Genomic DNA, 12,138 nt, shown 5'->3' on the forward strand with positions numbered 1-12,138 from the left:
GTCAGGCCAACCGTTTGAGTTTCGGATCGAGTGCGTCGCGCAGCCCGTCGCCGAGCAGGTTGATCGCGAGCACCGAGATCAGGATGGCGAGACCGGGCATGGTGACGATCCACCATGCGCTGTCGATGTAATCGCGTGCCGACGCGAGCATCGCGCCCCACTCCGCCGACGGCGGCTGCACGCCGAGGCCGAGGAAGCCGAGCGCGGCGGCATCGAGAATCGCCGACGAAAAGCCGAGCGTGGCCTGCACGATCAGCGGCGCCGTGCAGTTCGGCAGCACCTGCGAGAACATCAGGCGCAGCGTGCCCGCACCCGCGACGCGCGAGGCCATCACATACTCCTTGTGCAGCTCGCCGAGCGCCGATGCGCGCGTGAGACGCACATAGCCCGGCAACGCGACGATTGCAATGGCAAGCATCGTGTTCGTCAGGCCCGGACCGATGATGGCAACGACGGCCACCGCGAGCAGCAGCGACGGCAGCGCGAGCAGCACGTCCATGATGCGCATGATCGGCGTGTCGGCCCACTTCTCGAAGAACGCGGCGATCAGGCCGAGCACGATGCCGGGAATCAGCGCGAGCATCACCGACACGAAGCCGATCCAGAACGACAGGCGCGCGCCGTACATCAGACGCGAAAGGATGTCGCGGCCCGCTTCGTCGGTGCCGAGAATGAACTTCCAGTTGCCGCCGTCGAGCCATGCGGGCGGAATCTTCACGGAATCGCGGTACTGCTCGATCGGGCTGTGCGGCGCGATCAACGGCGCAAAGACCGCGACGAAGATCAGCACCAGCACGATGATGCCCGCGCTGACGGCGCCGCGGTTGCGCGAAAAGTTGGTCCAGAATTCACGGGCGGCGAGTGCACGGCCACTGGGCGGCGTGACTGCCTGGGGGACGGTGTTTTGAATGTCGGCCATCATGCCTCCCGCCGAGCCGCCTCAAGGGAGGCATGCGCCCCCTTGGGGGGCAGCGGACAAATGTGAGCGTGGGGGTACATATTCGTTACCTCGTATGGCGAATGCGTGGATTCAACACGCCGTACAGCAAATCGACGACGAGGTTCACGACGATCACAAGCGTTGCGATCATCAGAATACCGCCCTGCACAACAGGATAGTCACGCCGGCCGATCGCATCGATCAGCCATTTGCCGATGCCCGGCCATGAGAACAAGGTCTCCGTCAGCACCGCGCCCGCGAGCAGCGTGCCGACCTGCAGACCGATCACCGTCACGACGGGAATCAGCGCGTTGCGCAGCGCATGCACGACGATCACGCGCGCCGGCGACAGGCCCTTTGCGCGCGCCGTGCGGATGTAGTCTTCGCGCAGCACTTCGAGCATCGACGAACGCGTCATCCGCGCGACCACTGCGAGCGGAATCGTGCCGAGCACGATCGCGGGCAGGATCAGATGCGAAAGCGCGGAGCGGAACGAGCCTTCGTCCGTGCCCGGCAACAGCGAATCGATCAGCAGGAAGCCGGTCACGTGCGGGATGTCGTATTCGACCGCGATTCGGCCCGACACGGGCGTCCAGCCGAGCTTCGACGAGAACATCATGATGAGGATCAAGCCCCACCAGAAGATCGGCATCGAATAGCCGGTGAGCGCCGTGCCCATCACGCCGTGATCGACGACGGTGCCGCGCCGCAGCGCCGCGAACACGCCCGCCGGCAACCCGACGATCAGCGCGAACAGCATCGCGCAGAACGACAGCTCGACGGTGGCGGGGAAGCGCGCAAGGAACTCGTCCATCACGCTGGTATTGGTGATGATCGATGTACCGAGGTTCCCGTGCAGCGCATGACTGACGTAATGGAGGTACTGGATGGGCAGCGGCTCGTCGAGTCCGAGACGATGCATCGCGGCTGCGTGCATGGCCGGGTCGACGCCGCGCTCGCCCATCATCACTTCGATGGGGTCGCCCGGGATCAGGTGAATGAGCGCGAACGCGAGGATCGTGATACCGATGAAAGTCGGTATGACCATCCCGATGCGGCGCAAAACGAATCGGAACATGGTTCGTCCCTATGGTCTTGGTGAGAAAAAACGCAACCGGCGACGAGGGCTCGTGACCCCGGTCGCCGGACCATTTCGACCAGTCTTCTAACCGAACGAAAAGCGTACTGCGTCTGGGACGCGGCGGGCAACGAAACCCGCCGCATCGCGAGATTTACTTCATGGTCACGCCGTCGAAGCGCGCATAGCCCAGCGGCTCGATACGCATATCGACGACCTTCTTGCTGACCGGCTGATATACCGTCGAGTGAGCGATCGGCGAGAACGGCAGCTGCTGCGCGAAGATCTGCTGAGCCTGCGTGTAGAACTTCGTGCGCGCATCCTGGCCCGTCGTTTCGCGACCCTTCTGCACGAGTTCGTCGAACGGCTTGTAGCACCACTTCGAGAAGTTGTTGCCGTTCACCGCGTCGCAGCCGAGCAGCGTGCCGAGCCAGTTGTCCGGGTCGCCGTTGTCGCCCGTCCAGCCGATCAGCATCGTGTCGTCTTCGCCCGCGTGAGCGCGCTTGATGTACTCACCCCACTCGTACGTGACGATCTTCGCCTTCACGCCGATCTTGGCCCAGTCGGCCTGGATCATTTCCGCCATCAGGCGGCCGTTCGGGTTGTACGCGCGCTGCACGGGCATCGCCCACAGCGTGATGTCGAAGCCGTTCGGGAAGCCTGCCTTCGAGAGCAGCGCCTTCGCCTTCTCCGGATCGTAAGCCGGCATCTTCAGGCTCTTGTCGTACGACCATTGCGTAGGAGGCATCGGGTTCGTCGCGGCCTGGCCTGCGCCCTGGTAGACGGAGTCGATGATCGCCTTCTTGTTGATCGCCATGTCGAGCGCCTCACGCACTTCGAGCTTGTCGACGGGCTTGTGGCTCACGTTGTACGCGAGATAGCCGAGATTGAAGCCCGGCTGCGACGGCATGTCGATGTTCGAATCGGCCTTCAGCGGCGCGATGTCGGCGGGGCGCGGATAGCTCATCACCTGGCATTCGTCGCGCTTGAGCTTCTGCACGCGCACGCCCGGATCAGGCGTGATCGAGAAGATCAGCTTCGACAGCTTGACCGTGTTCGGCTTCCAGTAGTCCGGGTTGCCGTCGTAACGGATCGTCGCGTCCTTCGTGTAGCTGCGGAAAATGAACGGGCCCGTGCCGACCGGCTTCTGGTTGATGTCGGCGGCCTTGCCTTCCTTCAGCAGCGAATCCGCGTATTCAGCAGACAGGATCGATGCGTATTCCATCGCCAGATTCTGGATGAACGGCGCGTTGACTTCCTTCAGCGTGAAGCGGACGGTGTACGGGTCGACTTTCTCGACCTTCTCGATCAGCTTGTCGAGGCCCATGTCGGTGAAGTACGGGAACTGCACCGGGTAGGCTTTGCGAAACGGCTGGTTCGGGTCCAGCATGCGCTGGAACGTGAACACGACGTCATCCGCATTGAATTCGCGCGTCGGCTTGAACCAGGATGTCGTGTGGAATTTGACGCCGTGGCGCAGATGGAACGTGTACGTCTTGCCGTCGGGCGAAACGTCCCACTTTTCTGCAAGGCCGGGCTCGACCTTCGTGCCGCCACGCTCGAATTCGACGAGGCGGTTGTAGACAGTAAACGTGTTGGCCGTGAAGTCCACGCCCGTGGTGTACTGCGCCGGATCAAAGCCCGCTGGACTGCCTTCGGAGCAGTAGACGAGGGTCTTGTTCGGAATATCGGCGGCGTTCGCCAGTTGGGCTCCCGCCATCGATGCCGCTGCCGTCGCAACCAGCATCGTGAGCCGAGCCGCGCGCAACAGTTTGTTTTGCTTCATGTTTCCTCCAGGATCAGCGCCGGCAAAAACCAGCGTAGCGCGATATTACTGAGCTTTGCCAGGGGCCACAAGCGGAGGAAATTCCTTGTGTTGACGATCGGAAACACCTGTGCCGGGGACTGCCGCGGGCCGCGCGGCAGCCATCCCGGACTAGAGCGAACTTGCGTAAAGAAGCGGCAAATTCGTTACTTCAAGCCGACGTTCCAGAATTGCGTCGGGCCAAACGGGTCGATCTTGAAGCCAGTGATCGACTTCGACAGTGGCTGATAGACGGTCGAGTGTGCAATGGGCGTGAAAGGAACCTCCTGCTTGAAGATTTCCTGGGCCTCGGTGTAGTCCTTCGTGCGCGTGGCCATGTCGGTCGTGCTGCGGGCCTGCTTGATAAGGTCGTCGAAAGGTTTGTAGCACCATTTGGAAAAATTGCTGCCGTTGACGGCGTCGCAGCCGAGCAGCACGCCGAGCCAGTTGTCCGGGTCGCCGTAGTCGCCCGTCCAGCCGATCAGCATCGCTTCGTGCTCGCCGCTGTGTGCGCGGCGAATGTACTCGCCCCATTCGAAGGTGACGATCTTCGTCTTCACGCCGATCTTCGACCAGTCGGCCTGCAGCATTTCGGCCATCAGGCGCGCGTTCGGGTTGTACGGACGCGAAACGGGCATCGCCCACAGTGTGAGATCGAAGCCATCGGGGTAGCCCGCCTGTTTCAGCAGCGCTTTTGCCTTGTCGATGTCATATGGCGCGTCTTTCAGGTTCTTGTCGTAGCCCCATTGGGTCGGCGGCATCGGGTTCGTTGCGGCCTGGCCCGCGCCCTGGTAGACGGAATCGATGATCGCCTTCTTGTTGACGGACATATCGAGCGCGCGCCGCACGAGCACGTTGTCGAGCGGCTTCTTCGTCGTGTTGTACGCGATGAAGCCCAGGTTGAAGCCCACCTGATGCGGCAATGCGAGCGACGAGTCCGCCTGGATCTGTGGGATGTCGGCGGGCTTCGGATAGCTCATCACCTGGCATTCGTTGCGTTTGAGCTTCTGCAGACGCACGGATGGGTCGACCGTGATCGCGAAGATCAGCTTGCTCACCTTCACGACGCCCGGTTTCCAGTAGTTCGGGTTGCCGTCGAAGCGGATCGAATCGTCCTTCGTGTAGCTGCGGAAGATGAACGGCCCCGTGCCGACCGGGAACAGATTGATGTCGGAGGCCTTGCCCGCTTTCAGCAGCTGATCCGCATACTCGGCCGACAGGACCGACGCGAACGGCATCGCAAGCTGCTGGAGGAATGGGGCATCCACTTCCTTCAGCGTGAAGCGGACGGTGTACGGATCGAGCGCCTCGATCTTGCTGATGTTCTTCGCGAGGCCCAGGTCGTTGAAGTACGGGAACGACACCGGATACGCCTTGTGGAACGGATGCTCCGGATCGAGCATCCGCGTGTAGGTGAAGACGACGTCGTCGGCGTTGAAGTCGCGCGTCGGCTTGAACCAGGCCGTCGTGTGGAACTTGACACCATGTCGCAGATGAAACGTGTACTGCAAGCCGTCGCTGGAAACGTCCCACTTTTCGGCGAGGCCGGGCTCGATGTCGGTGCTGCCGTGACCGAATTCGACGAGCCGGTTATAGACGGTGTACGAACCGGCGCTGAACTCGACGCTCGTCGTGTACTGCGCGGTATCGAATCCGGCGGGACTACCTTCGGAACAGAACACGACCGTCTTGTCGGGCAGCGACGCCGCGGCGCTCAGACTCGGCGCGACGCACGCCGCGACAATCGCGACGGCGGACAGAATGGGCAGGCAGGACTGGCGAACTGCAGACAGCGTCGATGACATTGACATGTTGTTCTCCGCGAGGCAGTTGGGTCGAGTGCCTTTGGATCATAGTCAGCCAATATTCCGATTCAATATGGGTTTTCACTCCGCTTTCGTGACAGCAAAGTGAATCGAAACGATGAACGCGACAGTACGCGTGAAATGAAACGGGCGGCGTACGCCTGCGCGCACGCCGCCCATATTTGCTGCCTATAAAAGATAGATCAGATACGAAAGATCAGACGCAAAAAATCAGATGCCCAGCCGCTCGCAAATGGCTTTCGTCGCCGCCGCGCCGTTGAGCGTATAGAAATGCAGGCCCGGCACCTTGGCGTCGACGAGACGGCGGCACAGGTCCGTCACCACGTCGAGACCGAACGCGCGGATCGCGTCGCGATCATCGCCGAAGCTTTCCAGCCGCTTCGCGACCCAGCGCGGCACTTCCGCGCCGCACATTTCGGAGAAGCGCATCAGCTGCGAGAAGTTCGTGATGGGCATGATGCCCGGCACGATGGGCACATCGACGCCGAGCTTGTGCGCATCGTCGACGAAGCGGAAATACGCGTCGGCGTTGAAGAAGTACTGCGTGATCGCCGAATTGGCGCCCGCCTTCACCTTGCGCGCAAAGTTCTCCAGATCGTGACGCGGCGAACGCGACTGCGGGTGGTACTCGGGATACGCCGCGACCTCGATGCGGAACCAGTCGCCGAACTCGGCGCGAATGAAGCTCACCAGTTCCGACGCGTAGCGCAGTTCGCCGACTTCGCCCATGCCCGACGGCAGATCGCCGCGCAGCGCGACGATATGGCGGATGCCATGCGAGCGGTACTCGTTGAGAATCGCTCGCAGGCTTTCCTTCGACGAGCCGATGCACGACAGGTGCGGCGCGGCATCGACGCTGTCCTTCCCCATCTCGAGCACGGTGTCGAGCGTGCCTTGCTGGGTCGAACCGCCGGCGCCGAACGTGACGGACACGAACTTGGGCTTGAGCGGCAACAGTTGTACGCGCGTGGCGCGCAGCTTGTCGAGTCCTTCCTGCGTCTTCGGCGGGAAGAATTCGAATGAAAGTTCGATGGGGTTCATGGTCCTGTTGGCAGTCCCGTCAGCCGATGCTGCGGTTGCCGAAGATGAGCGCGGACAGCAGCCACGAAACGATGCTGTACAGGATCGAGCCGAAGAACGCCGACCAGAAACCCGACACTTCGAAGCCCTTCAGCAGCGACGCGCACAGCCAGAAGCACAGCGCGTTCACCACCAGTATGAAGAGCCCGAGCGTGAGTATCGTGACGGGCAGCGTCAGCAGGATCAGCACCGGGCGCAAGACGGCATTGATGAGCCCGAGCACGAGCGCGACGATCAGCGCAGTGCCGAAACTGCGGATGTGGATCGACGGCACAAGATAAGTGATGATCAGAAGCGCGAGCGCGTTGATCACCCAGGTCAGCAATACAGTCATTTACAGCTCCTCGTCGCTTGCGGGCGTGAAGTCCGGGTTGAACGCCAGGGCATGCGCAAAGCACGGGCCCGCGCGACGCATCGCGTGGGCCCCGCCAAATGCGGCCTCGTGTGAGCCTATGCGTGCGGCCGCATCGGCCATCTGCTTCGTGCTTCTTGCTTCGCGCGATGCAGCCGCATGCCGTGGCACGCGGCTGCATCCGTCATGCCGCCTGTTTGCCGATCAGTAGCGATAGTGGTTCGGCTTGAACGGACCGCTCTTGTCGACGCCGATGTATTTCGCCTGATCGGCCGACAGCTCGGTCAGGTTCGCACCGATGCGCGCGAGGTGCAGGCGTGCGACCTTCTCGTCCAGTTGCTTCGGCAGCACGTAGACCTTGTTCTCGTACTCGCCGCCTTGCGTGAACAATTCGATCTGCGCGAGCGTCTGGTTCGTGAACGAGTTCGACATCACGAACGACGGGTGGCCCGTTGCGCAACCGAGGTTCACGAGACGGCCTTCCGCCAGCAGAATCACGCGCTTGCCGTCCGGGAAAATGATGTGGTCGACTTGCGGCTTGATGTTTTCCCACTTGTACTGGCGCGTCGACGCGACGTCGATTTCCGAGTCGAAGTGGCCGATGTTGCAGACGATCGCGTTGTGGCGCATCGCCTTCATGTGATCGTGATTGATCACATGGTAGTTGCCCGTTGCCGTCACGAAGATGTCGGCCTTGTCGGCGGCGTATTCCATCGTCACGACGCGGTAGCCTTCCATCGCGGCTTGCAGCGCGCAGATCGGATCGATTTCCGTGACCCACACGGTCGCGCCCAGGCCACGCAGCGATTGCGCGCAGCCCTTGCCCACGTCGCCATAACCCGCGACCACGGCGATCTTGCCCGCGATCATCACGTCCGTCGCACGCTTGATGCCATCCACCAGCGACTCGCGGCAGCCGTACAGATTGTCGAACTTCGACTTCGTGACGGAATCGTTCACGTTGATGGCCGGGAACGGCAGACGGCCTTCCTTCTCCATCTGATACAGGCGATGCACGCCCGTCGTCGTTTCTTCCGTGACGCCCTTGATGTGCGCGAGACGCGTCGAGTACCACGTCGGGTCGGCGTCGAGATGCTTGCCGATGGCCTTGTACAGCGCGACTTCTTCCTCGTTGGTCGGCGTGGCGATCACCGAGCGGTCCTTCTCGGCCTTCGCGCCGAGAATCAGCAGCAGCGTAGCGTCGCCGCCGTCATCGAGGATCATGTTCGCGAATTCGCCGTTCGGCCATTCGAAGATGCGGTGCGTGAACTCCCAGTATTCGTCGAGCGATTCGCCCTTGAACGCGAACACGGGCGTGCCGCCCTTCGCAATCGCGGCAGCAGCGTGGTCCTGCGTCGAGAAAATGTTGCACGACGCCCAGCGGACGTCGGCGCCGAGCGCCTTCAGCGTTTCGATCAGCACGCCCGTCTGGATGGTCATGTGCAGCGAGCCGGCGACGCGCGCGCCCTTCAACGGCTGCTGCGCCTTGTACTCTTCGCGGATCTGCACGAGGCCGGGCATTTCCGTCTCGGCGATGTCGAGTTCCTTGCGGCCCCAGTCGGCGAGCGACAGGTCGGCAACGACAAAATCCTGGGAATCTTTCGAATCGTAAACAGCGGCGTTCATCACGCCCTCCTTTCTAAAAATAACTAGAAATGTGACGTGAGCGCCGTTCGATGCGGTTGGTTTGTAAGCGCGGCGCGCGTCCAATCCTTCCGATTGAAAGCCTTCGAGCCTGGCGGGCGGAACCCGTCGCAACGCTCCTCGAAGACGAACGGCGATTGTAGCAAAACGAGATGGCTTGCGTGGGGCGTTTCGGCCTATACCGGTTGACTTGCCGGCGCTGCGCCGGCGGGCGGCGTCGTCAGTTGCGGCGCCAGTTCCGCATCGCGCAGTTCCTTTACGGCTGCGTAGGCGCGGTGCACGAAGCGCCACGAAGCGTCGCGGGTGGCGGCGATCAGTTCGTCCGGCGCGGCGAGCATGCCCATCGAAATGCGGAAATAGCGCTCGGCGTGGATGTTCGGGTGATAGTGCATGCGCACGCGCTTGCAGTCGTCGAGGCGCGGATTGCCGAAGATATTCAGCAGCGCCAGCGAAAACGCGCCGTCTTCGCCGCCGTGGCGCCGGAACACGTCATCGAGCGGAAAGCCGCCGAACGCCGCATAGACAGAACCGCGAATCACGAGGCTGCTCGGCACCGTGTTGCTCAATACGGCCGCGTGGCTTTCGAATTGCGGATGCCCGGTGATGTCGGCGGGAAAGCCGCAAAAATCGACGTCGAGCCGGATCGACGGCTGATGCGGATGCTCCGCCATGAAAGCGGCGGCGCTCGCGAGCGCGCCAGGCAGGTACTCGTCGTCGGCGTCGATGAAGCCCAGCAGCGGATGAAGCGCATGCATCGCGCCCCAATTCCGCGCGCGAGCCGCGCCGCCGTTGTACGGCATGCGCAGCAGCTCGACACGCGGATGCTGCCGCGCGTAGAGCGCAACGATTTCGGCGGAGGTGTCCTGCGAGCCGTCGTCGACGACGACGATCTGCGCCGCCTCCGGCTGCGCGACGCAGCTATCGAGCGTGCGGGCGAGCGTCTTGTCGGCGTTGTAGCAGGGGATGATGACGGAGATGGGCAGCATCGCGAGGACCGGGCGGCCGGGAAAAGACAGTGCGTCGATCATAAAGCCGACGCGCCGCCTTTTATCTCGATTTGGTCGCGCGTGCCGTTCGCGTCAGAGCGGCAGCATGCTGAAAAGCGGCGCGAGCAGGACCATCACGACGCCGGCGATCATCATCGTCAGGCTGGCGACGACGCCCTCTTCGCTGCCCAGCTCGCGCGCCTTCGCCGTCCCGACGCCATGCGCCGCCGCGCCGAACAGCGCGCCGCGCGCGAGCCGCGTGCGCAACGGCACCAGCGCGAGCACGATTTCGCCGAACAGCATCCCGCAGACGCCCGTCGCGATCACGAACAGCGCGGTCAGATCCTTCGGCGCGTGGATCTTGTCGGACACGGCGAGCGCGAACGGCGTCGAGACGGAGCGCGTCATCAGGCTGCGCTGCAGTTCCGGCGACAGATGCAGCAGCTTCGACAGCGCGAGCGATCCGCCCACCGCGACCACGATGCCAACCGTCACGCCGACGGTGAGCGAAATCCAGTGACGCCTGAGCAGCTCGCGATACTCGTAGATCGGCACCGCGAACGCGACGGTGGCCGGGCCGAGCAGCCACATCAGCCAGCGCGTGTCCTCGAAGTAGACGGCGTACGGAATGCGCGTGACCATGACGATAGCGGCGAGCACGGCGGGCACCGCGACGAGCGGCGTCAGCCACGGCGACCTGAAGCGCGCGTACAGCGCCTTCGATGCGAAATAGAGCACCACCGTCAGCACGAAGCAGCCCGCGGCGATGAGCCGGGACGCGTCGTCGGCGAAAAGGGATGTGTAGAGGGCGCTCATGATGGCATGACTCGCAGCGATTAGCGGAAGCTTCGACGGTCGAGGCCGCGCTGGACCCGTTGAACCATCACGCGGCGCAGCGCGAGGCGTCGTTCGAGGCGAGCGGCCTGCTCGACGGCGAACGCGACGGCCACCATCACCATCAGCGTGCCCGCGACGACCACGAGCGCGAGGCGCCAGCCGTCTTCGCGGAACAGGCCGCCGTACTGGACGGCCGCGACGGCCGCCGGGATGAAGAACAGCAGCATGTCGGACAGCAGCCAGTCGGCGCCTGCCTTGACCCAGCGAGGCGCGACGCCGCCGCAGAACAGCAGCGCGAGCAACGCGACCAGCCCCACGACGCCGCCAGGCACGGGCAAGCCGAAGCGGCGCACGACGAAATCGGCGGCGAACCAGACGCCCGCGATCGCGGCGCTCTGCACGGCGATCCGGCTGATTCTCGCGAGCGGCGACGTCGCGTCCACGCGAACGGAAGCGGCGATACGAGCGATGAGCGGCGAGATCATGGCAAACCCTAGGTGACTTTTCGATGGAATTCAGTGTAGGTTGCTACGCAACATAAATAAAATGACTTAGAATTATTCGCTCCATTCCAAATTGGAATTTTAAGGCTACGAGGGCTGCGAACATGGAACTGCGCGCTTTGCGTTATTTCGTCGAGGTCGTCCGGCAGCAAAGCTTCACCGTGGCGGCCGAGCAGATGTTCGTCACGCAGCCGACCATCAGCAAGATGGTGAAGTCGCTGGAAGACGAGATCGGCTCGCCGCTGCTGCTGCGCGACGGCCGGCAGATGGTGCTGACGGACGCCGGGCGGATCGTCTATCAGCGCGGCCAGGACGTGCTCGCCGCCTACGCGCAGTTGCAGGCCGAACTGAACGATCTCGGCACGCTCGGGCGCGGCGAGCTGACGATCGGCATTCCGCCGATGGGCGGCTCGCTCTTCACACCCGCCATCGCCACGTTCCGGCAGCGCTATCCGAAAATCGAATTGAAGCTGTTCGAGCAGGGCTCGAAGGCGATCGAGGCCGCGCTGATTTCCGGCGAACTCGAACTGGGCGGCGTCCTGCAGCCGGTCGACCCGGAGACGATCGACGTGCTGCCGATGACACGCCAGGTGCTATGGCTCGTCGCGCGCCGGGGCTCGCGGTGGGACGCGCTGCACGAAGTGCCGCTCGGCGATCTCGCGAACGAGCCGTTCGTGTTCTACGGCGAGAGCCTCGCGCTCAACGACGTCGTGCTGACTGCCTGCCGTACGGCGGGTTTCGCGCCGACGATCGTCGGGCGCAGCGGGCATTGGGATTTCATGGCGGCGCTGGTGCTGGCGGGCGTCGGCATTGCGCTGCTGCCCGCGCCGTACTGCCGTCGACTCGACGCGGCGCAGTTCACCTGCCTGCCCGTCGTCGAGCCTGAGATTCCGTGGGAGATGGCGATCGGCTGGCGGCGCAACGGCTATCTGTCGCACGCGGCGCGCGCGTGGCTCGACGTCGCGCGTGAAACGCTGCCGGGACTGACCACCGACAACTTCACGCACACACCGACGTTCGACGTGCCCGCGCCGTCGCCGGATCGGCCGAAATCGACGTTGAAATGAAAAATGCCGCCCGGTTTGTGT

The 12,138-nt window shown here is 63.2% G+C and carries 11 protein-coding genes and 1 riboswitch; of the genes, 1 reads left to right on the top strand and 10 read right to left on the bottom strand.

What is annotated here, in order from left to right:
- Window position 1 precedes the first annotated feature (1 nt).
- From GCT13_RS16875 to GCT13_RS16920, 10 genes are all read right to left on the bottom strand, one after another.
- On the bottom strand, window positions 2-919 hold the full coding sequence (locus GCT13_RS16875) for an ABC transporter permease subunit (RefSeq protein WP_152760260.1): 918 nt from the start codon (window positions 917-919) through the stop codon (window positions 2-4).
- A gap of 85 nt (window positions 920-1,004) precedes the next feature.
- A complete protein-coding gene (locus tag GCT13_RS16880; RefSeq protein ID WP_152760008.1) occupies window positions 1,005-2,018 on the bottom strand; it encodes an ABC transporter permease subunit in 1,014 nt (337 codons plus the stop codon).
- Between the two features lie 154 nt (window positions 2,019-2,172).
- Window positions 2,173-3,804 (bottom strand): ABC transporter substrate-binding protein, encoded by a 1,632-nt coding sequence (locus GCT13_RS16885; protein WP_152760009.1) that lies wholly within the window; start codon window positions 3,802-3,804, stop codon window positions 2,173-2,175.
- Window positions 3,805-3,989: 185 nt separating this feature from the next.
- Window positions 3,990-5,633, bottom strand: a complete 1,644-nt coding sequence (locus tag GCT13_RS16890; protein ID WP_152760011.1) for an ABC transporter substrate-binding protein — start codon at window positions 5,631-5,633, stop codon at window positions 3,990-3,992.
- A 225-nt stretch (window positions 5,634-5,858) separates the two neighbouring features.
- Entirely contained in the window at window positions 5,859-6,689 is an 831-nt protein-coding gene (metF, locus tag GCT13_RS16895; protein WP_152760014.1) for a methylenetetrahydrofolate reductase [NAD(P)H], read from the bottom strand.
- Window positions 6,690-6,708: 19 nt separating this feature from the next.
- Window positions 6,709-7,062 (bottom strand): phage holin family protein, encoded by a 354-nt coding sequence (locus tag GCT13_RS16900; RefSeq protein WP_087736270.1) that lies wholly within the window; start codon window positions 7,060-7,062, stop codon window positions 6,709-6,711.
- Between the two features lie 222 nt (window positions 7,063-7,284).
- Window positions 7,285-8,706, bottom strand: a complete 1,422-nt coding sequence (ahcY, locus tag GCT13_RS16905; RefSeq protein ID WP_152760016.1) for an adenosylhomocysteinase — start codon at window positions 8,704-8,706, stop codon at window positions 7,285-7,287.
- A 31-nt stretch (window positions 8,707-8,737) separates the two neighbouring features.
- A riboswitch (S-adenosyl-L-homocysteine riboswitch) is annotated at window positions 8,738-8,852 on the bottom strand.
- A 48-nt stretch (window positions 8,853-8,900) separates the two neighbouring features.
- The gene (locus GCT13_RS16910; protein WP_152760262.1) at window positions 8,901-9,710 is read right to left on the bottom strand and encodes a glycosyltransferase family 2 protein; all 810 of its coding nucleotides are present in this window, start codon (window positions 9,708-9,710) and stop codon (window positions 8,901-8,903) included.
- 93 nt (window positions 9,711-9,803) lie between these two features.
- Window positions 9,804-10,526, bottom strand: coding sequence for an LrgB family protein (locus tag GCT13_RS16915; RefSeq protein ID WP_152760017.1), 723 nt, complete (start codon window positions 10,524-10,526; stop codon window positions 9,804-9,806).
- 20 nt (window positions 10,527-10,546) lie between these two features.
- A complete protein-coding gene (locus GCT13_RS16920) occupies window positions 10,547-11,032 on the bottom strand; it encodes a CidA/LrgA family protein (RefSeq protein ID WP_152760019.1) in 486 nt (161 codons plus the stop codon).
- 122 nt (window positions 11,033-11,154) lie between these two features.
- On the opposite strand from GCT13_RS16920, the gene GCT13_RS16925 reads away from it, so the two are divergent.
- Window positions 11,155-12,117: a LysR family transcriptional regulator gene (locus GCT13_RS16925; RefSeq protein ID WP_152760021.1), complete on the top strand. Its 963-nt coding sequence runs from the start codon at window positions 11,155-11,157 to the stop codon at window positions 12,115-12,117.
- Window positions 12,118-12,138 lie beyond the last annotated feature (21 nt).

The organism is Paraburkholderia franconis, assembly GCF_009362735.1.
Taxonomy (GTDB): Bacteria; Pseudomonadota; Gammaproteobacteria; order Burkholderiales; family Burkholderiaceae; genus Paraburkholderia; species Paraburkholderia franconis.

Excerpts from the sequence above, each read along its gene's own strand:
- GCT13_RS16875 (WP_152760260.1), bottom strand. The coding sequence starts at position 919 with ATGGCCGACATTCAAAACACCGTCCCCCAGGCAGTCACGCCGCCCAGT.
- GCT13_RS16880 (WP_152760008.1), bottom strand. The coding sequence starts at position 2,018 with ATGTTCCGATTCGTTTTGCGCCGCATCGGGATGGTCATACCGACTTTC.
- GCT13_RS16885 (WP_152760009.1), bottom strand. The coding sequence starts at position 3,804 with ATGAAGCAAAACAAACTGTTGCGCGCGGCTCGGCTCACGATGCTGGTT.
- GCT13_RS16890 (WP_152760011.1), bottom strand. The coding sequence starts at position 5,633 with ATGTCAATGTCATCGACGCTGTCTGCAGTTCGCCAGTCCTGCCTGCCC.
- metF (WP_152760014.1), bottom strand. The coding sequence starts at position 6,689 with ATGAACCCCATCGAACTTTCATTCGAATTCTTCCCGCCGAAGACGCAG.
- GCT13_RS16900 (WP_087736270.1), bottom strand. The coding sequence starts at position 7,062 with ATGACTGTATTGCTGACCTGGGTGATCAACGCGCTCGCGCTTCTGATC.
- ahcY (WP_152760016.1), bottom strand. The coding sequence starts at position 8,706 with ATGAACGCCGCTGTTTACGATTCGAAAGATTCCCAGGATTTTGTCGTT.
- GCT13_RS16910 (WP_152760262.1), bottom strand. The coding sequence starts at position 9,710 with ATGCTGCCCATCTCCGTCATCATCCCCTGCTACAACGCCGACAAGACG.
- GCT13_RS16915 (WP_152760017.1), bottom strand. The coding sequence starts at position 10,526 with ATGAGCGCCCTCTACACATCCCTTTTCGCCGACGACGCGTCCCGGCTC.
- GCT13_RS16920 (WP_152760019.1), bottom strand. The coding sequence starts at position 11,032 with ATGATCTCGCCGCTCATCGCTCGTATCGCCGCTTCCGTTCGCGTGGAC.
- GCT13_RS16925 (WP_152760021.1), top strand. The coding sequence starts at position 11,155 with ATGGAACTGCGCGCTTTGCGTTATTTCGTCGAGGTCGTCCGGCAGCAA.